This is a genomic window from Bacillus cereus group sp. BfR-BA-01360 (genome assembly GCF_022663595.1).
In the GTDB taxonomy this organism is placed as follows: Bacteria; Bacillota; Bacilli; order Bacillales; family Bacillaceae_G; genus Bacillus_A; species Bacillus_A cytotoxicus.
Map to the genome: position 1 here is coordinate 1 of NZ_JAKUFV010000001.1, position 26,841 is coordinate 26,841.

Here is a 26,841-nt window from a genome sequence, read left to right on the forward strand (position 1 = left end):
TTTAAAACGAATCCTAACCTTGATGAAAGAAACAAAGTAAAAAAGAATAAAGAGAAAGACGACTTTTCATTCAAAATTGAATGAAAAGTCGTCTTTCTTGTTTTGTATCCGGTTTATAAACCGAAAAACGTAAGTTTTTCAGTGGCCTCCTGAAAACTAGGTCATTTTTTATTAACGCGGGATTGATTGTATCACTTCTTGTAAAGTTACTCGTTCTTCTTCTGTTAGTGGAAGAAGCGGTAAACGTACAGATCCTACATCTAATCCAACCATTTGTAACGCTGTTTTTACTGGTGTTGGACTCGGTGCCATAAATAATGCATTTGTTACTCTTAGAAGTAATTGATGCAATGTTTGTGCCTTCTTAAAATCTCCTGATTGGAATGCTGAAATCATTTCTTGCATTTCCTTTCCAATCACATGAGAAGCAACAGATACAATACCTTTCGCCCCAACTGCCATAGCTGGTAACGTTAACCCGTCATCACCGCTGTATACAGCAAAATCGTCCGCTGTTTTTTCAATGATTTCTGTCATTGTTAATACATCGCCGCCCGCATCTTTAATTGCAACGATGTTTGGAATTTTTGATAAACGAACAACTGTATCAACAGAAATTTGAACAATAGATCGTCCCGGAACATTATATAGCATAATCGGAAGTTCAGTACTCTCAGCAATCGCTTTAAAGTGCTGATACATTCCTTCTTGACTTGGTTTATTATAATACGGCGCCACTAACATCACTGCATCGACACCAACTTCTGTCGCTTTTTTTGTTAGCTCAATAGAAGCATGTGTATTATTGCTACCTGTTCCAGCGATTACGGGCACCCTTTTATCGACAACAGATACGACATGGCGATATAACGCTACTTTTTCTTCTGATGATAATGTAGGTGACTCTCCAGTTGTTCCTCCTACCACGATTGTAGTTGTACCGTTATCTATTAAATAATTTACCAATTTCGTTGTCTTTGCAAAATCGATATTTCCGTTTTTATCAAACGGCGTTACCATCGCAGTTGCAATTGTCCCAAAATCTATCATGGTCTCACTCCTTATTGTTCCAGTTGCTTTTCTTTAGAAAGCTCAAATGCACTATGTAATGCATTTACAGCCTCTACTAAATCTGTCTCTTTTACAAGCACCCAAATCGTCGTATGGCTATCTGCAGATTGTAAAATTTGAATACCTTTTTCTGCTAATGCAGTAACAATTTTGGCAGTAACCCCTGGAATGCCAGCCATTCCAGCTCCAACAATGGATACTTTTGCACAATGTTCCGTTACAATTGGTTCATATCCAAGTGTTCTTAATAATTCAATCGCACGACCTGAGACATGATCGCTCACTGTATACGCCACACCTGTTGGGGAAATATTAATTAAATCAACACTAATCCCTTCACTCGCCATCTCTTTAAAAACTTGTTGCTGTAAATCATATGCTCCATCTTTCGCAAGCACTTTAATTTGTGTCACATTCGATACGTGAGCAATTCCTGTAACAGGACGTTCCTCTACATCGCGCCCTTTCGTAGCACCATCATATGCTGCAATAAGCGTACCTTCGCTATCAGAGTACGTAGAACGTACGCGAAGCGGCACTTTCGCATGCATCGCAATTTCAACGGCGCGCGGATGAACAACTTTTGCCCCTTGATATGCCATGTTACAAATTTCATTGTATGTTACAGTTTGAAGATGACGTGCATCTTTTACAATACGTGGATCTGCCGTCATTACCCCTTCTACATCTGTAAATATATCTATATATTCCGCATGAAGTGCAACACCTAATGCGGAAGCGGATGTATCACTGCCTCCACGTCCAAGCGTTGTCGTATCTCCAGCTTTCGTTTGACCTTGAAATCCTGTAACGACAATAACATCTACATTTTGTAACTCTTCATATATACGATCGCAATTCATTTCAATAATCTTTGCATTCGTAAAGTCGTCATTCGTTACAAAACCAGCTTGCGCACCATTTAGCGCCGCTGCTTTTATTCCATTTTCATTTAGCATATTTGAGAAGACGACAGCTGAGATTAATTCTCCACATGATAACAATAAATCTTGCTCACGTTTTGAAATACTGCATTTCTCTTGATTCACAAGACTTAATAATGTATCTGTCGCATATGGCTCGCCTTTTCGTCCCATTGCTGATACAACCGTAACTACTTTATAGCCAGCATCTAATGATTTTTTAATATGGTGAAGTGCATGCTTACGTCCATTTTCATCACGTACTGATGTCCCACCGAATTTTTGAACAATAATTTTCATCTTTGCACCTTCTCTTAGCCGTTTACACTAATTGTAATTTGATTAATCGTTCTGCAATTTGAACAGAGTTCCATGCGGCGCCTTTTAATAAGTTATCAGATACGACCCAAAGATGGAATCCTTTTTCGTTATTTAAATCTTTACGAATACGTCCAACGAATACTTCGTTTTTACCAACTGCAGTAGATGGCATTGGATATAGCTGTTCTGCTGGATCATCTTGTAATACTACACCTTCTGCACTTGCAAGTAGGTTCTTCAAGTCTTCTACTGTTACACCTTCTTGATCTACTTCGATATAAACAGACTCAGAATGACCTGATACAACAGGTAAACGGACACATGTTGCAGCAACTTCTAACTCAGGCATATGCATGATTTTTTTCGTTTCATTAATCATTTTCATTTCTTCAAATGTAAATCCATTATCTTCAAACTTGTCGATTTGTGGAATCGCATTAAAAGCAATTTGGAAATGTTTTTTATCACCTGATACAGGTAAAACATTTGCTTTTACTTCTTCACCATTTAAAATCGCTTGTGATTGTTCATGAAGTTCTTGAATCGCAGCAGCACCCGCTCCAGATACAGCTTGGTATGTGGAAACAATTACTCGTTTTAATCCAAACTGCTGACGAATCGGCTCAAGAGCAACTACCATCTGAATTGTAGAACAGTTTGGATTTGCAATAATACCATTATGTTCTTTTAAGTCATTTTCATTTACTTCTGGTACAACAAGCGGCACATTTTCTGCCATACGGAATGCACTTGTATTATCAACAACAATCGCACCACGTTTTGCTGCTTCTGGCGCGAGTTGTTTCGATACGGATCCACCAGCACTAAATAATGCAATATCCACTCCCTCGAAACTTTCAGGAGTTGCTTCTTGAACTATGAATTCTTCTCCTTTAAATACAAGCTTCTTACCTGCAGATCGTTTCGATGAAAGTAACGTTAACTTTCCGATTGGAAAATTTCGTTTCTCTAAAGTATTTAACATTTGTTCACCAACTGCGCCGGTTGCTCCAACTACAGCGACATGAAAAGTTCTTTGCTTTTCCATCACTATGCCCCTTTCTAGATACCAATCCTTCTATACTTAGAATTAGAAGGAGCAGAATCTCCTTCTAATCTTAATAACGTTAATTTTATCATATTCTGCAATAAGAATGATGGTTTCCGAAAAAATTGTCTGTTTTTTTTCGCCTTTCAATTCATATATCTGAATTTTTCTACAACAACTGGCTGCAATTGTTTCCCTTCTAACGCTTCTAGTACTGTATTTTCAAGCAATTCCATCCGAGCTACCATTGAGTTTGGTTTTTTCTCCGGCGCATCTTGCCCAAATGGTACGAAGTATATGTTTTTTGTTGCCATTAGGCGCATAAGGTTGACACCATTTAATCCAAGAGCATCATTTGTAGATACAGCTAATACAACAGGCTTTCCATTTCTAAGAGTAGCTTTCGCTGCCATTAAGACTGGTGAATCTGTCATCGCATTTGCAAATTTACTCATTGAGTTTCCTGTTAAAGGAGCGATTACCATACAGTCTAGTGGAATCTTCGGACCAAGTGGTTCCGCTCCAACAATTGTATTGATTACTTTATGTCCTGTTATTTCTTCAATTTTATCAATCCACTCTGCTCCTTCACCAAATCTAGTATTAGTTGATTGCACAGTATAAGAAACAACCGGTCTTACTTCGGCTCCTTCTGCAACTAACTTTTCTAAATGTGGCATCACTTCTTCATACGTACAATGGGAGCCTGTGAATCCAAAGCCAATTCGTTTTCCTTTCAAGTTCATTTTTCATTCTCCTCTCTGGCTATCATATCTGCTTTTAATAACTGAGAAAGAACATTCGCCAAAATTTGCCCAGCTGTTTTTGGAGCAACAATTCCCGGAAGACCAGGTGCTAATAATGCCTTCACACCTCGTTTCTCTGCATAACGAAAATCCGTTCCGCCTGGCTTAGACGCTAAATCAATAATTAATGTATGTGCTGGCATACGGGAAATCACATTAGCTGTTACAACAAGATGCGGAACTGTATTAATGACAATGTCAACATTCTTTACTTCCTTGCCAATATCTTGCATATAAAAAGGAGAAAACTGCATTTCTGTAATACGAGCGATATGTTCTGAACGTCTTGCGCCAACTTTGACATGTGCTCCTAATGATTGAAACGCTCTTGCGACACTCATTCCCGTTCGACCAAATCCTAAAACCATAACATTCGATCCGTGAATCGTATAATCTGTATGCTGAATAACCATCATTAAGGTACCTTCTACGGTTGGAATAGAATTATAAATAGCCACATCATCACGATCAAATAATTTTACAAGCTTTCGATTGGTAGTAGCTACAAGATTTTCCAAGTACGGCGTACCAATTCCTGAATATATAGTAAAGTTTTCTGGTGTTTTTTCAACTTGTTCCTTAGTGATTGAAACTTTTTCATTAGAAAAGATCGTATCAACTTCTCCTTTTGCATTGGTTCCTGCTACCGGTAAAATAATCGCATCTAAAGAAGTGAAATCTAGATCTTGCATAGTCTCTTTTGCTGCCCCAGTGAAGCCATGATCTAATTGATCAAATCCTATCAATGAAAGTTTCGCATCAAGTTCGACCAACTTGCGAATTACCTCTAGCTGTCTTGCATCTCCTCCTATGACAGCAATGTGCATCTCAGTCAACATTCTCTAATTCACCTTCTTTTTCTTTCATTTATAAGAAAAACGCCTATTTTTTCTTTTTTCTCCACATCATATGTACCGTACGAGTTAGAGGTGATTGAAAAACAGAAAGCGTGCATGAATAGTCTCTACAGTGCATCTGCAATCCCTTACTTTTATCCCGCTGGTTTAAGACAATAACAGCCCGATTGGTGAGGGTTCGTAATCAGTTGGGTGAAGCCCCCACTGTTTAAAATTTCACTTTATCGCTAAACTTCCATCATCTTTCTACTAAATTGTGAAGAAATAAAAAAAGATAACCAAATTGGCTATCTTTTACTTTGATTTCGGATGATTTGCTAAATCAAATATAATCATATCGTGGCCTACCTTCTTAATTCTGCTCCATTCTACTCTAACTTCCTGTTGCTCCCTTTTAAAACCGCCCCACTTTCCAACAGGAATAATGAGAGCTTGAATCTTTCCATCTTTCTCATTAATTTCTAAATCCGCATGCCCTAATACTCCCATCTTCTCCGCTCGTTCTAAGTCGACAATTTCTTTTCCGCTTAATTCACTTAACCGCACCATTTTCTCCTCCTTCATTTTTGGCAAGATAACGTTCTATAATAAGTACCCTATTCTATATATGTACAAAAAATAACAGAAATTTGATTGCCGAAAACAAAAAAACTGTATCTCGCATTCACGAGATACAGTTTTTTTTGCTTATTTCATACTTTTTGGTAACTCACCATTTGGACTAATTAGTGCTGCTGAAAATTCATTTGTAAATATATCACGAATCAATGCATCAACATTTGGTTTTGTCACGTTGTTAATGCTTTCGATAATTTCATCAAGAGAGCGATGTTTTCTTAGAAGCAATTCATTTTTACCATTGCGACTCATACGACTATTCGTACTCTCTAAACTTAACATTAAATTCCCTTTTAGCTGCTCTTTACTATTCACAAGTTCTTTTTCTGTAATACCTGTATTTTTCAATGTGTCTAATGTTTCTTGTATTGTGTCATACAATGTATCTAATTGTTGACTTCCTGTACCACCATAAATAGTTAGCATTCCCGTATCTTCGTAAGAAGAATGATATGAGAATACAGAGTATGCTAGACCGCGTTGTTCCCGTACTTCTTGGAATAAGCGACTGCTCATGCTACCACCTAAAATATTATTGAGCACAATCAAGTTATAAATATCGTCATGCCCCATTTGTAATCCTTTAAATCCTAAACATAAATGCGCTTGTTCTGTTTCTTTCTTGCGAGCGACTTTATTGAAATGGAAAATTGGGCTATGTACTTGCTCACGATTTGTTGTTCCCTCATAATTACCAAAGTATTGTTCTACCGTTTGTACAAACGTTTCATCAATATTTCCAGCAATTGATACAACAACATTTTCAGGTGTGTAATGATCTTTAATGTATTGTCGCAACGTGTCTCCTGTAAATGTTTCAAGCGTTTCTTCCGTTCCCAAAATTGGATATCCAAGTGGATGCGTTTCGTATGTTGCTTTCGTTAATATGTCATGTACAATATCATCTGGTGTATCTTCGTACATTTTAATTTCTTCAAATACAACCTTCTTCTCTTTTTTCAATTCAGCCTCATCAAATGTTGAGTTAAAAAACATATCCGCTAACACATCAAGCGCATATTTTGCGTGCTCATCAAGCACTTTTGCATAATAGCATGTGTATTCTTTGGATGTAAATGCATTTACTTGACCGCCGATACTGTCAAATGATTCCGCAATCTCTTTCGCACTACGTGTCTTTGTACCTTTAAAGAACATGTGCTCCAAAAAGTGTGAAATCCCATTATTTTTCGCATTTTCATTTCTAGAACCTGCATGGATCCATATCCCAATTGCAACTGAACGCACAGTAGGTATATTCTCCATAACAATTCTTACACCATTCTTACAAGTATATTTTTTAATCAAAAAAACTTCCTCCTAATGCCAGTTTCTCTAAATAATCGCTATTATTTAATGATAACAAGTTTGCACATGAATGTCATGCAAATGTATTTAATCAATCCGTTTTTCATCCATTAATTCTGAAATATTTCCAATCTTATATCCCTTGTTTTTCATTTGGCTAATCATCGAATCAAGTGCTTCTGCTGTCGAAGATGTAGGATGCATTAACACGATAGCACCTGGATGTATTTTTCGCATCACTCTTTGCAAAAGTACATCTGGCTCGGGTCGTTGCCAATCAATCGTATCAACTGTCCACATAATCGTTCCCATCTTTAAATCATCAGCCACCTTTACAACTTCATCGCGGAAACTTCCGCTTGGGGGTGCAAACCATCGAATTTTTTGGTTGGTCGTTGCCTCAATAATTTGATTTGTTTTTTGTAATTGTTCTTTTATTTGATGTGCGGACAACGTTTTCATATCTGGATGCGTATACGAATGATTTCCTATCTCTTGCTTTTCATCTACAATCATTTTCGCAAACCTTACATTCTCTTTCACCCAGCGTCCTTCCAAAAAGAAAGTTGCCTTCACATTGTGCTTTTTCAACGTTTCTAATATGCGCGGTACATATTCATTTCCCCAAGCTACATTTATCGTTAATCCAATCATTTTTTTCTGTGGATGACCGCGATAAATAGGAGCAGGAGCTAAGTCTTCTAAATGAATAGTAGGTGAGATTTCTCGAAATACGAGTTGTTTTTCATTAAACTTTTGCGATTTCTTCATATTCTTATAGGATGCTTCTACATCAACTTCTTTGCCATTATATCCTGGTGTCGCTTTCCAAACCTTATCAATCACTGCATTTTGCGGAGCAATAAAATGTTGTTTGGCTTGCTTTTGAATTTCGGCATACAACTCATCATTGGCAAACACTGAGTGTGAAAATAGTCCAATGCAAAATAAGAATGTCGCTAAATATATAACTATACGAGTTTTCATATAAACCCTCCCATTAACTATGCAAAAAGAGCCATATATTCTCTTCTTATCTTTGTTAATTTGAGCGTTATTATAAAAACTATACCTTGCTACATATAAAAATCTATATTATGTATATCTTTTTATATAACAAAAAAAGCCAGAAATCTGGCTTTTTTCCTCATTTTTATTCTTGTGTCGCTTCTTCTTTTGCTACCTCTTTTTCTTGCTCTTCTTTTAGCAATACTTTTCTAGATAAGTTTACACGACCTTGTTTATCAATCTCGATTACTTTCACTGAAATTTCATCACCGATTTTTACAACGTCTTCCACTTTACCTACACGCTCAAGAGCCAGTTCAGAAATATGAACAAGACCATCTTTACCGCTGAATAATTCTACGAATGCACCGAATTTTTCAATCCGTTTTACTTTTCCTAAGTAGATTTCTCCTACTTGTACTTCGCGAACGATATCTTCGATGATTTTCTTCGCTTTCTCATTCATTTGTTGATCAATTGAAGAAATAAAGACTGTACCGTCTTGTTCAATATCAATCTTCACGCCTGTTTCTTCAATAATTTTGTTAATTTGTTTACCGCTTGGTCCAATAACATCACGGATTTTATCCGGATTGATTGTCATCGTAATAATTTTCGGAGCATATTCAGATAGCTCTTTACGAGGTTCAGCGATAACAGATAACATATGATCTAGAATGTGCATGCGTCCAACCTTAGCCTGTTGTAATGCTTCTTCTAAGATTTCACGAGAAAGGCCATCGATTTTAATGTCCATTTGTAGAGCAGTTACACCTTTTGCTGTACCTGCTACTTTAAAGTCCATATCACCTAAATGGTCTTCCATGCCTTGAATATCCGTTAAAATTGTATAATGTTCACCAGATTTCACAAGTCCCATTGCGATACCAGCAACTGGCGCTTTAAGTGGTACACCCGCATCCATCATTGCTAACGTACTACCGCAAATACTTGCTTGTGAAGTAGAACCATTGGATTCCAAAACTTCAGATACAAGACGCACTGTGTATGGGAAATCTTTTTCAGATGGAATTACAGGTTCAAGAGCACGTTCTCCTAATGCTCCATGACCGATTTCACGGCGACCTGGCCCACGCATCGGTCTTGTTTCACCAACACTGAAAGAAGGGAAATTGTAATGATGCATAAAACGTTTCGATTCTTCTACACCAAGACCATCTAAAATTTGCACATCTCCTAATGCACCTAACGTACAAATACTTAATGCTTGTGTTTGTCCACGTGTAAATAGACCAGAACCGTGCGTACGAGGTAAAATGCCAACCTCTGACGCTAAAGGACGAATTTCATCACTCTTACGTCCATCTGGGCGAATTTTTTCAACGGTAATAAGACGACGTACTTCTTCTTTGACAATTTTGTATAAAATCTCACTTACTTGTCCTAATACTTCCGCCTCAACTTCTTGCTCTTCATAATGAGCAATGACACGTTGTTTTACTTCGTTAATTGCATCTTCACGCGCATGCTTTTCATGTACTTGAATTGCAGTATGCATATCTTTTTCTGCCATTTCACGTACAGCTTTTTCCAGTTCAGCATCCACTTCATACAGTTTTACTTCCATTTTTTCTTTTCCGACAGCTTGTACAATTTCTTCTTGGAAAGCAATTAAACGTTTAATCTCTTCATGACCGAACATAATTGCTTCTAACATTGTTTCTTCAGGTACTTGATCAGCTCCTGCTTCTACCATGTTAATCGCGTCTTTAGTACCCGCTACAACAAGGTGAATATCACTTTTCTCTTGTTGTTCTACCGTTGGGTTAATAATAAATTCACCGTCAATACGACCTACTGTTGCCCCCGCAATTGGACCTTCAAATGGAATATCTGAAATAGATAATGCCAATGAAGAACCAAGCATAGCTGCCATCTCAGAAGAACAATCTTGATCAACACTCATTACAATGCTGACAACTTGCACTTCATTACGGAAACCATCTGCGAAAAGCGGACGAATTGGTCGGTCAATTAAACGACTTGCTAAAATTGCTTTTTCACTTGGACGTCCTTCACGCTTAATAAAACCACCTGGGATTTTTCCGACAGCATATAAACGCTCTTCATAGTTTACTGTAAGCGGGAAGAAATCTACATCCTTTGCCTCTTTTGATGCAGTTGCTGTAGATAGAACTGCTGTATCGCCATACCTTACTAATACTGCTCCATTCGCTTGTTTTGCAAGCTGACCTGTTTCAATTGTTAGCTGGCGACCAGCTAAATCTATCGAGAAGACTTGCTTTTCTTGACTCATTTAAGTACCCCTCTCAATTTAAAATATTCACTTCTTCTATGTAAATGGATTATATATCAAAATATTCTCCCTTTAGTATTACCGAAAATTAAGTAAGCTATAAAGAGTAGAAGATATATTTTTTACCTAACAAAAAAGCGGGAAGATTCCCGCTTTTTTGACTATCGACGTAAGCCAAGCTTTGTGATTAATTCACGGTAACGTGTGATATCGCTATTACGAAGGTAAGTAAGTAAGTTACGACGTTTACCAACCATCTTTAATAGACCACGGCGTGAATGATGATCTTTCTTGTGAGTACGTAAGTGCTCGTTTAGAGTGTTAATTTGCTCTGTTAGGACAGCAATTTGAACCTCTGGAGAACCAGTATCAGTCTCATGAGTTCTAAATTGTGCAATGATTTCATTTTTACGCTCTTGTGTTAAAGCCATCCTATTTCACCTCCTAAATAAGTAAACCCCCAATTCCCTAGCATGCGTCGGTGAGTCGCTATGCCAAGCAATGGTTGTCATAAAGTACATAACATAGAATACTACTTTTCATTGGAAAAAGCAAGCACATTCTTTTTCGTCTTAAAATATTCTTGCGCTGTATTTTTATCTTCAGCAATTTGTGCAACTAATTCATCGATACCATTAAATTTCTTTTCTTCCCGAATACGCATATGCCATTCAACAGTAACAGTCTGATCATAAATATCTTCATTAAATTGGAATACATGTACTTCAATAGATAGCTGGCGCTCATTTTCTTTAAAAGTCGGTTTATATCCAATGTTACATACACCATCATGCCACTTATCATGAACCTTTAATCGCACTGCATATACTCCAACAGGCGGCAATAAATAATCACCATTTAAAGCAACATTGGCAGTTGGAAAACCAATTTGACGCCCACGTTTATCACCGTGAACCACTTTTCCTTCCACTGTATAAAGTCTACCTAAAATAGATGGAATTTGTTCCATTTCTCCATTACGAATTAATTTTCGTAACGCTGTAGAACTTACTTTTTCTTCTTGAAATTCAACTTTTTCAATCACGGTTTGTGTAAACTCCCCTCTCGCATGAAATGGCAAAGTCTCCATCGTACCTTTCCCCAAGCGTCCATATGAATAATCAAATCCTGCTACTACATGCTTAACATTTAGCCCAATAACATATTCATCAACAAACTGCTGTGGTAATAATCCAGCGAATGCTTCATCGAATTTCACCACATATAGTAGGTCAATACCTAAATCTGCAATTACCTTTTCTTTCAAACTTGGCGGTGTAATATATGCCACATGTGCTTCTTTTTTCCCTAATACAACAGATGGGTGTGGATGAAATGTCATGACCGCACTTTTCCATCCTTTTTCATCCGCTATTTTTTTTGCCGTTTGAATTACACGTTGATGTCCTAAATGAATGCCATCAAAATATCCTAATGCCATTACAGTAGGTGGTAATTCTAGTTTATTTAAATCATGGCGATGAGTTAAATGAATGAGTTTCACGCTTGCGTTCACCTTTTTCTGTAATAATCCTTCTAATACTTCATTATAGCTTTAATTCTTGATTATTCACAAGTACTTTCATTGGCTTTAACATGCCTGGACGTTTTGGGTGATGTTCATAAATCGCTAAACAATGATTATTACGATCAAATACTGTAATAAATGGAGTTTCCGCTTGTATTTCATTTTTTAAAAACATACCGTTTTTTATTTTTTCTGCTTGTTTTTCGTCTACCACTATTTTTGGAAACTTGCTTAACGCTTCATCAATTGAAATAAAAACAGACTCTACTGTTCCATTTTGCATGTTTTCCTCAATTTCTTCAAATGATACGCAGTCATGTAGCTGAAATTCTCCTGAAGCTGTTCTAACAAGATCAGACATATGTGCCGGGAATCCTAATTTTTCCCCGATCATAACTGCTAATGTTCTCACATACGTTCCTTTGCTACATGTAACACGGAAGCGGAATGAAATATTTGCACCTTCAAATGTTTCACGGTCGTCCAGTAGTGTAAACTCATGAATTGTAATGATGCGAACTGGGCGCTTCACTTCTTGCCCCGCTCTCGCATACTCATATAATTTTTTCCCATTCACCTTTACAGCCGAATACATAGGTGGCACTTGTTCAAGCGTACCTGTCAATTCTGCTAGTACCGCTTCAATTTCCTTGCGTGTAATGGTGCGATTTACATCTTGTTTTTCAACTACTTCACCAGAAGCATCTTCAGTGGTAGTTGAAAATCCTAATGTAACTTCACCCTCATAAGTTTTTGTTTCACTCGTCAAAAATTGTGCAATCTTTGTAGCACGTCCCACACAAATCGGTAACACTCCTGTTACATCTGGATCTAATGTACCTGTGTGACCAATTCGCTTTTCACGTAATATTTTTCGTAACTTAAATACACAATCATGTGAAGTCATTCCTTTTGGTTTATGTAATAATACTACACCTTCCATATGTTCACCTCATTCTTATCTTCTTGCGAAAATTAAGTAGATATTTTTTACTATGCTTGTCTACTTACACGAGTATGTAAAACAAACTTTCTATTGAAAAAATGGATAGACAAATGTCTATCCATTATTCTTCACGTTTACCTTCTTTATTAATTTCATGTAAAAGTGTATCAATTCGATGACCATATCCGATAGATTCATCAAATTCAAAAGAGATTTCCGGTGTTTTACGAAGACGAATACGTTGGCCAATTTCTGAACGAATAAAGCCTTTCGCTTTCGCTAAGCCTTTTAATGTATTTTCTTTCTGTTCTTCATCTCCTAAAACAGAAATATATACTGTGGCAATTTGTAAATCTCCACTTACTTTTACATCTGTTACTGTTACAAATCCGACGCGTGGGTCTTTAATTTTGCGACTAATAATATCGCCTAATTCTTTTTTCATTTGTTCTCCCACACGGTTTGCACGTAGTTTCATAACTATTCACCTCATTCAATACCATTCCAAGTGCGTTATCGTCCGTTCTATCTCCGGAAATGAGTCAATATACTCTAGTACACGATTCATTTCTTTCTCGCAGACAACGCGATTTGAGGATACAGAAACAATTGCAATTTCCGCACGTTGCCATACATCTTGGTGCCCCACTTCAGAAACAGCGACATTATGTCGCTGTTTCACACGGGTTAGCACACGTTGTAAAATTGCTCGTTTCTCTTTTAAAGAATGCACATCGTATATGATGCATTCGAATGAGAGCGAAGCGATAATCATCGCTTCACTTCTTCCATAATGAATGCTTCAATGATGTCTCCTTCTTTAATATCATTGTACTTCTCAATTGTAATACCGCACTCATAGTTTTGTGCAACTTCTTTTACATCATCTTTAAAACGTTTTAATGTATCAAGCTGTCCTTCATAAATGACAACACCGTCACGAATAATACGAACGCCACTATCACGTGTAATTTTACCGTCTGTTACATAGCATCCAGCGATCGTTCCAACTTTTGTTACTTTAAACGTTTGACGAACTTCAGCTTGACCGATTACTTTTTCTTCAAATTCTGGATCAAGCATACCGCGCATTGCTGCTTCAATTTCTTCGATTGCTTTATAGATAATACGATGCAAGCGAATGTCAACATTTTCAGATTCAGCTGTACGCTTCGCATTTACATCTGGACGTACGTTAAATCCAATTACAATTGCATTAGATGCAGAAGCTAAAATAATATCAGATTCTGTAATCGCACCTACGCCTGTATGAATAATTTTCACTTTAACGCCTTCTACATCAATTTTGCGAAGTGATGCAGCCATTGCTTCTACAGAACCTTGTACATCAGCTTTAACGATTAAGTTAATTTCTTTTACATCGCCCTCTTGAATTTGTTGGAATAAATCTTCCAGGCTTAATTTAGATTTTTCACCACGTTGTGCAAGCAATGCCTGTTGTGCACGTGATTCACCAATTTGGCGTGCTTTTTTCTCGTCAGCAAATGCCATAAAACGATCTCCTGCCTGTGGAACTTCATTTAAACCTGTAATTTCAACAGGAGTAGATGGTCCAGCAACTTTTACACGACGGCCAATATCATTTACCATCGCACGAACACGACCATATGTTGTACCAACAACGATTGGATCACCAACGCGAAGTGTACCATTTTGTACAAGTAATGTTGCGATTGCACCTTTTCCTTTGTCAAGTTGTGCTTCAATTACAGTACCTGTTGCGTAGCGATTTGGATTTGCTTTATATTCTTCCACTTCACTTACAAGAAGAATCATTTCTAATAAATTGTCAATTCCTTCACCTTTAATCGCTGAGATTGGTACGAAGATTGTATCGCCACCCCAAGCTTCTGGTACTAACTCATACTCCGTTAATTCTTGCATAACGCGATCTGGATTTGCTGCTGGTTTATCCATTTTATTCACCGCTACAATAATTGGTACTCCTGCAGCTTTTGCGTGGTTAATCGCTTCAACTGTTTGTGGCATCACACCATCATCAGCTGCTACAACAAGAATTGTAATATCCGTTACTTGTGCACCGCGAGCACGCATCGTTGTAAACGCCGCGTGACCTGGAGTATCTAAGAATGTAATTTTCTTATCATTTACTTCTACTTGGTATGCACCAATATGTTGCGTAATTCCGCCTGCTTCACCAGCAGTTACTTTTGAATTACGGATAGAGTCAAGTAATGTTGTTTTACCATGGTCAACGTGACCCATAATTGTTACAACAGCTGGGCGCTCTTTTAAGTCCCCTTCCTCTTCATCTTGTTCATCGATAAATGTTTCGAACTCAATTTCATCTATGACTACTTCTTCTTCCACTTCAATACCGTAGTCACTTGCAATTAACTCGATTGTATCTTTATCAAGATCTTGGTTAATTGTTGCCATAATCCCTAGCATAAAGAGCTTCTTAATAATTTCAGATGGCTCCTTGCCAAGCTTGTTCGCAAGTTCTCCTACTGTAAGCGTTCCAGAGAAAGTAATTTTGTCTGGTGTTTCTACAGTTTGCGCTTGCTGTTTTCCAGCAAAGTTCTCTTGACGTTTATCTTGATTTCCTTTGCCTTTTTTCTTTTTCTTATTGCTGTTCTTTTTGCTGCGAACAACCTTTTCTTCTACTTCAAACTCATCTGCAACAGAAGGTTTTTTCGCTTCATTATTATACTCATTATCTAGTTTGTTTACTACTTCATCGTCTAACATTGTCATATGATTCGAAACCTCAATATTCATTTCTTTTAGTTTTGTAATAATCTCTTTACTTGAAATATTGTACTTCTTTGCATATTCATATACTCGAATCTTACTCATACCTTCACCCCCGGTAAGTTGTATCGAGCATGCTACGCAGCTTTTTCGCAAAGCCCTCATCTAACACAGCTACAACGACTCGTTCGTCTCTCCCAATCGCATGCCCTAATTGTTGTCGATTTTCGACTTTTCTCATTGGTATGTTGTAGTACGTGGTTTTATCTGTGATGCGCTTTGTCGTATTCGCAGACGCATCCTCAGAAAGCAATACAAGCTTTGCCTTGCCACTTCGTACTTCTTTTAAAACAAGTTCTTCACCCGAAATAATTTTTCGGGCACGATTTGCTAGGCCTAAAAACGATTTCCAATCGGACACTTATTTCGACTCCTTCTCAACAAGTTCAACAAGTTCAAGAAGTTCTTCATAGAGAGAACTGTCGATTTTCGCTTTTAGATGATGTTCCAAAATGTTCTTCTTTTGTGCTTGAAGAATGCATTCTTTGTCCATTGACAAATATGCGCCGCGTCCTGATTTTTTTCCAGTTAAATCAATAGACACTTCACCCTCTTTGGAACGAACAATGCGAACGAGCTCTCGTTTCGGCTTCATTTCCTGCGTTACAACGCATTTTCGTAACGGAACTTTTCGATTGCTCATACTCATCACCTCTATTCGATTTCGTCTTCAACTGAATCGAATGCGATCATGTTGTCTTCTTCTGTTACAATACCAAGTTGTTTCGCATCAGACTCGCTTTTAATATCAATTTTCCAGCCCGTTAATTTTGCTGCAAGACGCGCGTTTTGTCCACGCTTACCAATCGCTAACGAAAGCTGATGGTCTGGAACGATAACAGTTGTTGCTTTTTCTTCTTCATTCACAAGTACTGATACGACCTGTGATGGACTTAATGCATTAGCAACATATTCTACTGGATCATTTGACCAGCGAACAATGTCAATTTTTTCGCCTTTTAGTTCATCTACAATGCGTTGTACACGCTGTCCTTTCGGTCCTACGCAAGAACCAACTGGGTCAACATCAATATTCTCCGCATATACAGAGATTTTAGAACGATCGCCTGCTTCACGTGCAACAGAACGAATCTCTACTGTTCCATCATAAATCTCTGGAACCTCCATTTCAAATAAACGCTTTAGAAGACCAGGATGTGTACGTGATACGTAAATTTGTGGTCCTTTTGTCGTTTTTTCGACTTTTGTAATGAATACACGGATGCGATCATGTGGTTTATATTGTTCATTTGGCATTTGCTCACTTACTGGTAAAAGTGCTTCCACTTTTCCTAAGCTTACATAAATAAAGCGAGCATCTTGTCTTTGGACAATACCGACCATAATGTCTTCTTCACGATCGCTAAATTCTGAATAAATAACGCCGCGCTCTGCTTCGCGTACACGTTGTGTGACAACTTGCTTTGCAGTTTGCGCCGCAATGCGTCCAAAATCTTTTGGCGTTACTTCAATTTCCAGTACATCACCATTTTGATAGTTTGGATTAATTTGTCTTGCTTCTTCCACAGAAATTTCAAGACGTGGGTCAAATACGTTATCAACAACATCTTTACGTGCTAAAACTTGAATTGTCCCTACTTCTGGATTAAAGCTAACTCGAACATTTTGTGCTTGGTTAAAATTGCGCTTATAAGCAGAGATTAAAGCTGCTTCAATCGCATCAATAATAATATCTTTGCTAATACCTTTTTCTGATTCTAATACGAGCAAAGCATCTAACAACTCAGTGCTCATGAGGATCCCCCTTCTAACTAAAACGTAACTGCAAGTCGCGCATTGGCAACTTTATCCATTGGAATTTGGATTTCTTTTTTACGTGTTTTAATCGTTAATAATAGTGTAATTGTTGTACCATCATAAGAAAGCAATTTTCCTTCAAACATCTTTTCACCATCAATCGGCTCGTATGTTTTAATTGCCACTTGACTTCCTACCGCTTGTTCGAAGTCTTTTTCTTTCTTTAATGGGCGTTCCGCTCCTGGCGATGATACATCCAAAAAGTACAGATGAGGAATTGGATCCTCTTTATCTAAAGCTTCACTTAAACGTTCACTTACCGCACCGCATTCTTCAATGTCGACTCCGGTTTCAGAATCGATGAATACGCGTAGGAACCAGTCTTTCCCTTCTTTCACATATTCTACATCTACAAGTTCAAGATTTAACTCTTCAACAATCGGCTGCGCAAGTGCTTCAACAACTTCTGTAACTTTCTTATCCATAAACAGCCTCCTTCCTGCCGCCATGTACCATTTGAAAGAAAAGCCCCGCTTTATCATAAAGCGGTCTGCCTTATTCTTTCTTGTTAGCTAACAAAAGCCCCTGCCGTTTAGCAGGGAATATCTGTCTTAGTATTACCAAATTTAAGAAGTAAAACTTGTAACAAAATATGTATATACGACAGAAATGTCCCACCTACAATTGTAGGTAAAACATAGATAGTAACACGAAAGAGTGGGTTTCCCCACTCTTCTTTTCGAAAAATATACATGACATGGTTATCTCGGTTAATAGTGTACCATAGAAAATATTGACTTGTAAAGACTTTTCCTCCCCATTAGAACAGTGATAATTGGTTTTGATCTGGTAAATCTCCTAAACAACCTTGGCTATCTAAATACTCAATAATTGTTTTAGAGAGCTTACTTCTTTGCTGCAGATCTTCTTTTGATAAAAAGTCGCCATTTTTACGCGCTTCTACAATACTAATTGCTGCGTTTGTCCCTAGACCAGACACTGCGTTAAATGGAGGAATTAATGTATCTCCATCGATAATAAAATCTGTTGCATGCGAACGGTATAAGTCAACTTTTTGGAAAGAATAACCACGTTCACACATTTCTAATGTCATTTCTAATACAGTTAACAAACTCTTCTCTTTTGGCGAAGCATCCAATCCTTTTTGTGCAATCTCTTCAATTTTTGCGCGAATTGACGCTGACCCTTTTGCCATTACATCTACATCAAAATCATCAGCTCGTACTGTAAAGTATGCTGCGTAGAATAAGAGCGGAAAATGCACTTTGAAATAGGCAATGCGTACAGCCATTAATACGTAAGCTGCTGCGTGTGCCTTAGGGAACATATACTTAATCTTCTTACATGAATCAATATACCATCCAGGTACATTGTTATTACGCATTTCCTCTTCCCATTCTTCCGGCACGCCTTTACCTTTACGCACTGATTCCATGATTTTAAAGGCTAATGATGGATCTAGTCCTTGATAAATTAAATACACCATGATGTCATCGCGACAACCGATAACTTCACTTAATGTACATGTACCGTTATAAATCAACTCGTTGGCATTCCCAAGCCATACGTCTGTACCGTGCGATAGTCCAGAAATTTGGACAAGCTCGGAAAATGTTGTTGGTTTTGTTTCCTCTAACATCTGTCTTACAAATTTTGTTCCAAATTCCGGTATACCAAGTGTACCTGTCTTACAATTAATTTGTTCCTCTGTTACCCCTAAAGATTCTGGACTTGAAAAAATCTTCATTACTTCGGGGTCATCTGTTGGTATTGTCTTTGGATCAATTCCACTTAAATCTTGTAACATACGAATAACAGTTGGATCATCGTGTCCAAGTATGTCAAGTTTCAGTAAATTATCATGGATGGAATGGAAGTCAAAGTGTGTCGTTCTCCATTCTGCCCCAACAGAGTCAGCAGGATACTGAATTGGTGAGAAATCGAAGATATCCATGTAATCTGGTACAACGATAATACCACCTGGATGCTGTCCAGTTGTACGTTTTACACCTGTACATCCTGCAACAAGGCGATCCACTTCCGCATTTCGGATTGTTAAATTGTGATCCGACGCATACCCTTTTACATAACCGTAAGCTGTTTTCTCTGCAACTGTACCAATTGTTCCAGCACGATACACATAATCTTCACCAAATAGCACCTTTGTGTAATTATGTGCACGCGGCTGATATTCTCCGGAAAAATTCAAATCAATATCCGGTACCTTATCTCCTTTAAAACCAAGGAACGTTTCGAATGGAATATCATGTCCGTCTTTTTTATATGGAACATTACAGTTTGGACAATTTTTGTCCGGTAAGTCAAAACCAGATCCAACAGAACCATCGTTAAAGAATTCTGATTGCTTACACTTTGGACATACATAATGCGGCGGCAATGGATTTACTTCTGTAATTTCCATCATTGTCGCAACAAATGATGATCCAACCGAGCCACGTGAACCTACAAGATAACCATCTATAAGTGACTTTTTCACCAATTTGTGTGAGATTAAATAAATAACAGCAAAACCATGCCCAATAATACTTTTTAATTCTTTTTCTAAACGAGCTTCTACAATTTCCGGAAGCTCTTCTCCATAAATACTGCGCGCCATTTTGTAACTCATATCGCGCGTCTCATCGTCTGCACCTTCAATTTTCGGTGTATACAAATCGTCTTTTACCGGATGAACCTCACCGATTAACGATGCAATTTTTTGTGTATTTGTGACAACAATTTCTTTTGCTTTTTCTTCCCCTAAGAAAGAGAAACAATCTAGCATTTCATCTGTTGTACGGAAATATACCGGTGGTAAAGAATGACGATTTAACGGATTTGCTCCGCCTTGTGAACTGATTAAAATTTTGCGATAAATGGCATCTTCTGGATTCAAATAATGGACATTACCAGTCGCAACAACTGGTTTGTCTAACGTTTCACCTAATTTTACTAAATTAGAAATAATCGTTTTCAATTGTCCTTCATCTCGAACTAATTCTAGCTCTACTAAATGTCGTAATACTTCTGGAGGCATTACTTCAATATAATCATAAAACTGCGCAATTTCTTCTACTTCTTCCGGTGCTTTTTGCATCATCGCTTCAAATACTTCACCTTTATCACAAGCTGTCCCTACCAATATACCTTCTCGATGCTTTTTCAATAACGATCTCGGTATTCGCGGTACACGATAAAAATAATTCACATGCGAATAGGAAATAAGTTTGTATAAGTTTTTTAGTCCTTCATCAGACGTAGCAAGCAACGTAACGTGACTTGGTCTTCCTCGTTTATACGAATCGCCTTGTCCCATGCTGTCATTTAATTGGTCATGATATTCAAATCCTTTTTCAATAACCTCTTTCAGCATTTTCGCAAGTAAATATCCTGTTGCTTCCGTATCATAAATCGCACGGTGATGCTGCGTTAATTCAATATCAAGCTTTTTACACAATGTATTTAAACGATGATTCTTCATGTCTGGGAATAGGAATCTAGCTAACTCCAATGTATCGATAACTGGATTCTTTGGTTTATCTAAACCACATTTTTTAAACCCTACATTTAAGAATCCCATATCAAAACTTGCATTATGAGCAACAAGTGTGTGATCGCCCATCCACGCTTGAAACTTTTTAAATACTTCTCCTACTTCTGGTGCGTCTGTCAACATATCATCTGTAATGCCTGTTAACTCGATGATTGTCGCTGATAGCGGTTGATGCGGATTTGCAAATGATTCAAACCGGTCGATAATTTCTCCGCCTTTTACCTTTACTGCCGCTAATTCAATCACCGTATCATATACCGCAGACAATCCTGTTGTTTCAACGTCAAAAACAACATATGTTTCATCCTCAAGCAATCTGTGTTCTTCATTATAAGCAATTGGAACTCCATCATTGACTAAGTTTGCTTCTACACCATAAATGACCTTTATCCCTGCTTTTTTCCCTGCTGAATATGCCTCTGGGAAAGATTGCGCCACAGCATGATCGGTAATCGCAATCGCTTCATGTCCCCATTTTCCAGCCTGTGCAATAAGCTGAGATACTGATGTCACGGCATCCATTTGGCTCATTGGTGTATGCAAATGCAGCTCTACTCGCTTTTCCCCCTCTGGTGCTTTATCTTTACGAGAAGGTCCTGTGATTTCGTTAATATCATTCGCAATCATCACTAAATCGCGAACAAACGTATCATTTTGAACCGACCCTCGCGCTTTAATCCACATTCCTTTTTTCAGCGATTGTAATACTGGAATATCTTCCTTATCACGCGAGAACATTTTTATCATAATGGAGTCTGTGTAATCCGTGATTTTTAACGTTAATAATGTACGTCCGCTACGAAGTTCTTTCGTTTCCACATGGAAAACATACCCTTGAACGGTTTTTCTTCTTTCCTCGTCTTGAATTTCACGCAGCGGTGTAATTTCTTCATCAGGTTTAATGAGATAACCGAGTACAACTGGACCTTCATGCACAACTTCGCTTTCTTCAGCTTGTTTCTTCGCCATTTCTTCCATAGCTTGGATGACGCGCTGTCGATCTTCTTGCTGCGTTTGTTCTCTAAACTTTTGAACTTCTTCATCATTTTTCTTCACATTAGTATCCACTTGAAATCGTGGGAATCCAAAAGCTTCATATTGATCACCAACAGACTTAGCTACATTTTTCTTTAATGCTGTTGCTTCTAATTCATTCTTTACATCTAGTAACAACTTCACACCATTTACATGGGGAAGTTGTTTTTTTAAATATGCAAACATAGGAGAAATTGTAATTCTCTCTGTACATAGCGACCAGTACGCTTTCACTTCTTCTTCCGTAAACTGTTTGCTCTCAGTTTCTAGTGCAAATGATGTTTTTGCAATATGAGAAAATGACTGCTTAAGCTGTCTTTCAAGCAATTCATACAGTTCTGTTGGCAAAATACGCGGCACTTGTAAAGCAAAATGCCAGCTTTTGTTCGCCTTATCAACAACTAACTTTTGAATACCTCCGCCTTGTAAATATTGATTCACAAGATCTTCTGGTATTTGTAATTGCTGAAGTAAAATATGAAAACGCTCTTGCTGTTCATTCGTTAATGACATAAACAACCTCCTTCCATCTGCTATTATAAATTGAAATGCCCTTCAAAGAAAGAGAAGGTACCCCATAACGAGGTACCCCTTTTTCTCTCTCACCAATCGGGCAGTAACAGCCCGATTGGTGAGGACTCATAATCAGTGGGGATGAAAAAAACCCCACTGATTAAAGTTTCACTTTATTTTAAAATATCGGCAATATACGTGTGAAGATCCTCCACTTTTACTTCTGCGGATTCGTTTGTCGCACGCACTTTTACTTCTACAATTCCTTCGTCTGCTTTCTTACCAACCGTTACACGAACTGGTAGGCCAAATAAATCAGCGTCAGCAAATTTCACGCCTGCACGTTCTGTACGATCATCTAGCAATACTTCATATCCTTGCTCTTGTAATGAAGTGTAAATATTTTCAGCAACTTCACGTTGTACATCAGACTTCATATTAACTGGAATAACATGTACATGGAACGGTGCAACCGCTTTTGGCCATACTAATCCATTCTCATCATTAAATTGTTCAGCAATCGCCGCTACTGTACGAGAAACACCGATACCATAACAACCCATAATAAGTGGTTTTGTTTTTCCGTTTTCGTCTAAGAATGTTGCATTCATTGCTTCACTATAGCGCGTTCCTAATTTAAAGACATGACCAACTTCAATTCCGCGAGCAAAACGAATTGTACCTTTTCCATCTGGAGACTGATCGCCTTCTTGAATAAATCGTAAATCTGCGTATTGATTTACTTTAAAGTCACGCTCTGAATTTACATTTACATAATGGAAACCTTCTTCATTTGCACCGCAACAACCATTTACAATTGCCGCTACAGCATGGTCAGCAATCACTTCTACATCCTCTGCTATCCCAATTGGTCCTAAAGATCCTACTTCGCAATTTAAGAGGCTTCTTACCTCTTCGTACGAAGCAAGTTCGACAACTGAAGCGCCATATACATTTTTCACTTTTACATCATTTACTTCATGATCTCCGCGAACAAGTACAACAACAAATTTTTCATCTACTTTAAATACCATTGTTTTTATACACTGAGATGGTTCAATGTTTAAGAAAGCAGATACTTCTTCAATTGCTTTTTGATCTGGCGTCGCTACCTTTTCAAGCGCTTTTTCCGCTTCATCGCTCTTTGTATAAGTAGCAACAACAGGAGCCATTTCAATATTGGCTGCATAATCAGATGTATCAGAATACGCGATTGTGTCCTCTCCTACATCGGATAATACCATAAATTCATGAGTATCTTTACCACCCATAGCACCAGAATCCGCAATAACAGCACGGAAGTTCAGACCACAGCGAGCAAAAATATTAGAATACGCTTGGAATAAGCGATCATACACTTCATCTAAACTTTCTTGTGTTGCATGGAAAGAATACGCATCTTTCATTAAAAATTCTCTTCCGCGTAATAATCCAAAACGTGGGCGTTGTTCATCACGGAATTTCGTTTGAATTTGATATAACGTTAAAGGTAATTTTTTATACGACTTAATCTCATCACGGACAAGATCTGTAATCACTTCTTCATGCGTTGCTCCTAGTGCAAATTCACGATCATTACGATCTTTCATACGCATAAGTTCAGAACCGTAAGAATACCAACGACCTGATTCTTGCCATAATTCTGCTGCTTGCAATGCAGGCATTAATAATTCTACTGCTCCTGCACGTTCCATTTCTTCACGAATAATGTGTTCTACTTTATGCAATACTTTTAACCCTAATGGCAGAAAACTATAAATCCCTGAAGCATTTTGACGCATAAAACCTGCACGAAGCAGTAACTGATGACTTTTAATTTCAGCATCTGCTGGTACTTCTCGTAATGTAGGACTAAACACCATACTTTGTTTCATCTATTCGCACCTCTTTATTTTACTCAAATACATAACAAACCCTCACCTCAAATTCGGCGAGGGATCTCAACTCAGTGTTCAATTCATTTCATTCAACATCCATAGCGGACATGATGAAATTCACACTCACTATTCATTTGATTCTATTTTACAAGAAAAACTTTCGAATGTCATTCCACGTTACAACTAACATGAGTAACATCAATAAAGCAAATCCTATAAAGTGAACCATGCCTTCTTTTTGACGGTCGATTGGCTTACCTCGCAACGCTTCGATTAAGAAGAAGAATAAGCGCCCTCCATCAAGAGCTGGAACTGGTAATAAGTTAAATAAACCAAGATTTATACTTAAAACTGCCGCCAAGCTTAGAATACGTATAACACCATAGTTCACCACTTGATCTGTTAAATTATAAATCCCAACCGGACCTGATAAATCATTAATAGAAAATTGACCGGTAACTAATTTTACAAGGGAATCAAAGATGAGTTTTGTCCATGTATAAGTCTGTTCAAACCCTGATTTAATAGAACCGATAATAGACTTTTCTACTAAAGAAGTTACGCCAATTCTACCAACCTTTTCCTTCCCTTCTTGATCAGCTGTTGGCGTAACTTTTACATTAATTTGTTCATTATCCCGTTTTACATGAAGCGTAATTTCCTTATCGGGACTTTCACGGACAATAGTTACAACATCTTTCCAAGTCGGTGTATGTTTCCCATCAATCGCTTGAATCGTATCATTTGGTTTCAAGCCCACTTGTTCAGCTATACTCCCCTTCATTACCTGCCCAATGATCGGCTTATCGGCAGGAACACCTTGTATGAATCCGATGATGACGAAAACAACAAATGCAAGGATGAAGTTCATAGCTGGTCCTGCAAAAATTGTTAATGCTCGTTGTCCCAATGTTTTAGAACCAAATTGTCTATGAAATGGCGCAATTTGGATTTCCTCTCCAGTTGAAATAATGCGAGCTTTTTCATGCACACGGAATGTTTGAATTTCTTCTTCGTATTCTTCGTAACCAGAGATTGTAAGGTTATGTTCTAAGTCCACCTGTTCTACTTCTATGACGCGGACATTCGGATATTTTTCCCGATTATCTAAAACCAACTTTACAACTTCTTCGTTTTCATTTAATACCAGTCCAACCTTTGTACCTGGTTTTAATTCAACTGTTTCTGCATCTTCACCAGCCATTCTAACATAGCCGCCAAGAGGCAATAATCGAACTGTATAAACCGTTTCATTCTTTTCAAAGGAAAAGATTTTTGGTCCAAAGCCAATCGCAAACTCACGACATAAAATCCCTGCTCTTTTTGCAAAATAGAGATGCCCTAGCTCATGGAAAAATACGAGTGCACCAAAAATTAATATAAAGGCAATCGCTGTATTCAATTCCATAACCACCTTTGCTAAATTTGTTCCATCACAAACCGTCTTGTGGCCGCATCAATTTCTTGAATTTCCTCTAAGCTCGGACGTGCAATGACATTGTGATGGTGCATTGCTTTTTCAATGAGGTCTTCTACTGTTAAGAAACCGATTTTCTTTTGTAAAAAGGCCGCTACAGCCACTTCATTTGCTGCATTCATTACAGCCGGCATGCTTCCCCCCATCTTTCCAGCTTCATATGCAAATCGTAAGCAACGAAAACGATTTTGATCCATCTTTTCAAAATGCAATGTTCCTATTTCCCATAGATTTAGTTGCTTCGTATCTGCAAGTGGCAATCTATCAGGATATGTAAGTGCATATTGAATTGGTACACGCATATCTGGTGAGCCAAGCTGAGCCATTACACTACGGTCTTCAAATTCAACCATAGAATGTATAATACTTTCTTTATGTAGAACAACATCGATTTGCTCATAAGGGATGCCGAAAAGCCAATGTGCTTCGATTACTTCCAGCCCCTTATTCATCATTGTAGCAGAATCAACTGTAATTTTCGAACCCATTGACCAGTTTGGATGACGAAGCGCATCCTCTACAGTCACATGATGTAACTCATCTCTCGTTTTATCACGAAAACTTCCGCCTGAAGCAGTTATAATTAATCGAGAGATTCGCTTTTCATTTTCCCCATTCAAACATTGAAAAATAGCTGAATGTTCACTATCAACTGGTAATAGCGATACGTTATGCTTACGTGCGGCTTCCATAACAATATGGCCCGCAGTTACTAATGTTTCTTTATTTGCAATTCCGATTGTTTTTTTCGCCTCAATTGCACGAAGTGTTGGTAATAATCCAACACTACCTACAACAGCATTTATCACAACTTCTGCACGCGGATGAAGCGCTACCTCTAACAAACCTTCATTCCCATGTACAACCTTTGTATTTCCTGCAATAGCTTGTAACTTGATAACATCATCTTCTCTTTGGACAGAAACAAGCTCTGGAGAAAATTCTTGAATCACTTTTACTGCATAGTCAATATTTTTCCCTACAGAAAATGCAACGAGACGGAATTGATCTGGGTGCGAACGTAGCACATCCAATGTTTGTGTTCCGATTGAGCCACTTGCCCCTAATAAACTAATGTTTTTCATAATTCCAACCCCTC

23 protein-coding genes are annotated in these 26,841 nt (G+C 37.9%); all 23 read right to left on the minus strand.

Translation table 11 applies throughout. The annotated features are described in order from the left end of the window. Window positions 1–171 precede the first annotated feature (171 nt). Window positions 172–1,050, minus strand: a complete 879-nt coding sequence (gene dapA, locus MR056_RS00005) for a 4-hydroxy-tetrahydrodipicolinate synthase (RefSeq protein WP_012094891.1) — start codon at window positions 1,048–1,050, stop codon at window positions 172–174. Between the two features lie 11 nt (window positions 1,051–1,061). Further along, the gene (dapG, locus tag MR056_RS00010; RefSeq protein WP_012094893.1) at window positions 1,062–2,294 is read right to left on the minus strand and encodes an aspartate kinase; all 1,233 of its coding nucleotides are present in this window, start codon (window positions 2,292–2,294) and stop codon (window positions 1,062–1,064) included. 22 nt (window positions 2,295–2,316) lie between these two features. After that, the gene (asd, locus tag MR056_RS00015; RefSeq protein ID WP_048722045.1) at window positions 2,317–3,363 is read right to left on the minus strand and encodes an aspartate-semialdehyde dehydrogenase; all 1,047 of its coding nucleotides are present in this window, start codon (window positions 3,361–3,363) and stop codon (window positions 2,317–2,319) included. A 146-nt stretch (window positions 3,364–3,509) separates the two neighbouring features. Continuing rightward, window positions 3,510–4,109: a dipicolinate synthase subunit B gene (locus MR056_RS00020; RefSeq protein ID WP_012094895.1), complete on the minus strand. Its 600-nt coding sequence runs from the start codon at window positions 4,107–4,109 to the stop codon at window positions 3,510–3,512. Further along, window positions 4,106–5,008 (minus strand): dipicolinic acid synthetase subunit A, encoded by a 903-nt coding sequence (gene dpaA, locus MR056_RS00025; protein ID WP_048722043.1) that lies wholly within the window; start codon window positions 5,006–5,008, stop codon window positions 4,106–4,108. Before dpaA ends, MR056_RS00020 begins: the two co-directional genes overlap by 4 nt. A 312-nt stretch (window positions 5,009–5,320) precedes the next feature. Further along, a complete protein-coding gene (locus MR056_RS00030; protein WP_041810486.1) occupies window positions 5,321–5,572 on the minus strand; it encodes a YlmC/YmxH family sporulation protein in 252 nt (83 codons plus the stop codon). Window positions 5,573–5,713: 141 nt separating this feature from the next. Beyond that, window positions 5,714–6,952: a M16 family metallopeptidase gene (locus MR056_RS00035; protein ID WP_048722041.1), complete on the minus strand. Its 1,239-nt coding sequence runs from the start codon at window positions 6,950–6,952 to the stop codon at window positions 5,714–5,716. Window positions 6,953–7,039: 87 nt separating this feature from the next. After that, the gene (locus MR056_RS00040; RefSeq protein ID WP_012094899.1) at window positions 7,040–7,939 is read right to left on the minus strand and encodes a polysaccharide deacetylase family protein; all 900 of its coding nucleotides are present in this window, start codon (window positions 7,937–7,939) and stop codon (window positions 7,040–7,042) included. Window positions 7,940–8,105: 166 nt separating this feature from the next. Then, on the minus strand, window positions 8,106–10,238 hold the full coding sequence (pnp, locus tag MR056_RS00045; RefSeq protein WP_012094900.1) for a polyribonucleotide nucleotidyltransferase: 2,133 nt from the start codon (window positions 10,236–10,238) through the stop codon (window positions 8,106–8,108). Window positions 10,239–10,399: 161 nt separating this feature from the next. Then, window positions 10,400–10,669: a 30S ribosomal protein S15 gene (gene rpsO, locus MR056_RS00050; protein ID WP_001229392.1), complete on the minus strand. Its 270-nt coding sequence runs from the start codon at window positions 10,667–10,669 to the stop codon at window positions 10,400–10,402. A 101-nt stretch (window positions 10,670–10,770) separates the two neighbouring features. Beyond that, on the minus strand, window positions 10,771–11,742 hold the full coding sequence (ribF, locus tag MR056_RS00055) for a bifunctional riboflavin kinase/FAD synthetase (protein WP_012094901.1): 972 nt from the start codon (window positions 11,740–11,742) through the stop codon (window positions 10,771–10,773). A 43-nt stretch (window positions 11,743–11,785) separates the two neighbouring features. Continuing rightward, window positions 11,786–12,709: a tRNA pseudouridine(55) synthase TruB gene (gene truB / locus MR056_RS00060; RefSeq protein WP_048722032.1), complete on the minus strand. Its 924-nt coding sequence runs from the start codon at window positions 12,707–12,709 to the stop codon at window positions 11,786–11,788. A 124-nt stretch (window positions 12,710–12,833) separates the two neighbouring features. Further along, the gene (gene rbfA / locus MR056_RS00065; protein ID WP_012094903.1) at window positions 12,834–13,190 is read right to left on the minus strand and encodes a 30S ribosome-binding factor RbfA; all 357 of its coding nucleotides are present in this window, start codon (window positions 13,188–13,190) and stop codon (window positions 12,834–12,836) included. 15 nt (window positions 13,191–13,205) lie between these two features. Further along, window positions 13,206–13,487, minus strand: a complete 282-nt coding sequence (locus MR056_RS00070) for a DUF503 domain-containing protein (protein WP_012094904.1) — start codon at window positions 13,485–13,487, stop codon at window positions 13,206–13,208. Continuing rightward, window positions 13,484–15,553, minus strand: a complete 2,070-nt coding sequence (infB, locus tag MR056_RS00075) for a translation initiation factor IF-2 (protein ID WP_087098987.1) — start codon at window positions 15,551–15,553, stop codon at window positions 13,484–13,486. The genes MR056_RS00070 and infB overlap by 4 nt, the downstream gene beginning before the upstream one ends. 4 nt (window positions 15,554–15,557) lie before the next feature. Next, window positions 15,558–15,869 carry a YlxQ family RNA-binding protein gene (locus MR056_RS00080; RefSeq protein WP_017151266.1) on the minus strand — a complete coding sequence of 104 codons (312 nt, stop codon included), beginning with the start codon at window positions 15,867–15,869 and terminating at the stop codon, window positions 15,558–15,560. Then, window positions 15,870–16,151, minus strand: a complete 282-nt coding sequence (rnpM, locus tag MR056_RS00085; RefSeq protein WP_087098989.1) for an RNase P modulator RnpM — start codon at window positions 16,149–16,151, stop codon at window positions 15,870–15,872. 11 nt (window positions 16,152–16,162) lie between these two features. Beyond that, complete coding sequence (gene nusA, locus MR056_RS00090) at window positions 16,163–17,263, minus strand: transcription termination factor NusA (protein WP_012094908.1); 1,101 nt, start codon at window positions 17,261–17,263, stop codon at window positions 16,163–16,165. A 17-nt stretch (window positions 17,264–17,280) separates the two neighbouring features. Beyond that, complete coding sequence (rimP, locus tag MR056_RS00095; RefSeq protein WP_012094909.1) at window positions 17,281–17,751, minus strand: ribosome maturation factor RimP; 471 nt, start codon at window positions 17,749–17,751, stop codon at window positions 17,281–17,283. Between the two features lie 335 nt (window positions 17,752–18,086). Further along, window positions 18,087–22,388, minus strand: coding sequence for a PolC-type DNA polymerase III (locus MR056_RS00100; protein WP_012094910.1), 4,302 nt, complete (start codon window positions 22,386–22,388; stop codon window positions 18,087–18,089). A gap of 173 nt (window positions 22,389–22,561) precedes the next feature. After that, window positions 22,562–24,262, minus strand: coding sequence for a proline--tRNA ligase (locus tag MR056_RS00105; protein WP_012094911.1), 1,701 nt, complete (start codon window positions 24,260–24,262; stop codon window positions 22,562–22,564). Between the two features lie 148 nt (window positions 24,263–24,410). Continuing rightward, complete coding sequence (rseP, locus tag MR056_RS00110; protein ID WP_140388433.1) at window positions 24,411–25,667, minus strand: RIP metalloprotease RseP; 1,257 nt, start codon at window positions 25,665–25,667, stop codon at window positions 24,411–24,413. 17 nt (window positions 25,668–25,684) lie between these two features. Continuing rightward, a complete protein-coding gene (gene dxr, locus MR056_RS00115) occupies window positions 25,685–26,827 on the minus strand; it encodes a 1-deoxy-D-xylulose-5-phosphate reductoisomerase (RefSeq protein WP_012094913.1) in 1,143 nt (380 codons plus the stop codon). Window positions 26,828–26,841: the final 14 nt, after the last annotated feature.

Excerpts from the sequence above, each read along its gene's own strand:
- truB (WP_048722032.1), bottom strand. The coding sequence starts at position 12,709 with ATGGAAGGTGTAGTATTATTACATAAACCAAAAGGAATGACTTCACAT.
- rimP (WP_012094909.1), bottom strand. The coding sequence starts at position 17,751 with ATGGATAAGAAAGTTACAGAAGTTGTTGAAGCACTTGCGCAGCCGATT.
- nusA (WP_012094908.1), bottom strand. The coding sequence starts at position 17,263 with ATGAGCACTGAGTTGTTAGATGCTTTGCTCGTATTAGAATCAGAAAAA.
- MR056_RS00070 (WP_012094904.1), bottom strand. The coding sequence starts at position 13,487 with ATGATTATCGCTTCGCTCTCATTCGAATGCATCATATACGATGTGCAT.
- rpsO (WP_001229392.1), bottom strand. The coding sequence starts at position 10,669 with ATGGCTTTAACACAAGAGCGTAAAAATGAAATCATTGCACAATTTAGA.
- MR056_RS00100 (WP_012094910.1), bottom strand. The coding sequence starts at position 22,388 with ATGTCATTAACGAATGAACAGCAAGAGCGTTTTCATATTTTACTTCAG.
- rbfA (WP_012094903.1), bottom strand. The coding sequence starts at position 13,190 with ATGAAACTACGTGCAAACCGTGTGGGAGAACAAATGAAAAAAGAATTA.
- dapG (WP_012094893.1), bottom strand. The coding sequence starts at position 2,294 with ATGAAAATTATTGTTCAAAAATTCGGTGGGACATCAGTACGTGATGAA.
- dpaA (WP_048722043.1), bottom strand. The coding sequence starts at position 5,008 with ATGTTGACTGAGATGCACATTGCTGTCATAGGAGGAGATGCAAGACAG.
- pnp (WP_012094900.1), bottom strand. The coding sequence starts at position 10,238 with ATGAGTCAAGAAAAGCAAGTCTTCTCGATAGATTTAGCTGGTCGCCAG.
- rnpM (WP_087098989.1), bottom strand. The coding sequence starts at position 16,151 with ATGAGCAATCGAAAAGTTCCGTTACGAAAATGCGTTGTAACGCAGGAA.
- MR056_RS00020 (WP_012094895.1), bottom strand. The coding sequence starts at position 4,109 with ATGAACTTGAAAGGAAAACGAATTGGCTTTGGATTCACAGGCTCCCAT.
- MR056_RS00040 (WP_012094899.1), bottom strand. The coding sequence starts at position 7,939 with ATGAAAACTCGTATAGTTATATATTTAGCGACATTCTTATTTTGCATT.
- MR056_RS00105 (WP_012094911.1), bottom strand. The coding sequence starts at position 24,262 with ATGAAACAAAGTATGGTGTTTAGTCCTACATTACGAGAAGTACCAGCA.
- asd (WP_048722045.1), bottom strand. The coding sequence starts at position 3,363 with ATGGAAAAGCAAAGAACTTTTCATGTCGCTGTAGTTGGAGCAACCGGC.
- dapA (WP_012094891.1), bottom strand. The coding sequence starts at position 1,050 with ATGATAGATTTTGGGACAATTGCAACTGCGATGGTAACGCCGTTTGAT.
- infB (WP_087098987.1), bottom strand. The coding sequence starts at position 15,553 with ATGAGTAAGATTCGAGTATATGAATATGCAAAGAAGTACAATATTTCA.
- dxr (WP_012094913.1), bottom strand. The coding sequence starts at position 26,827 with ATGAAAAACATTAGTTTATTAGGGGCAAGTGGCTCAATCGGAACACAA.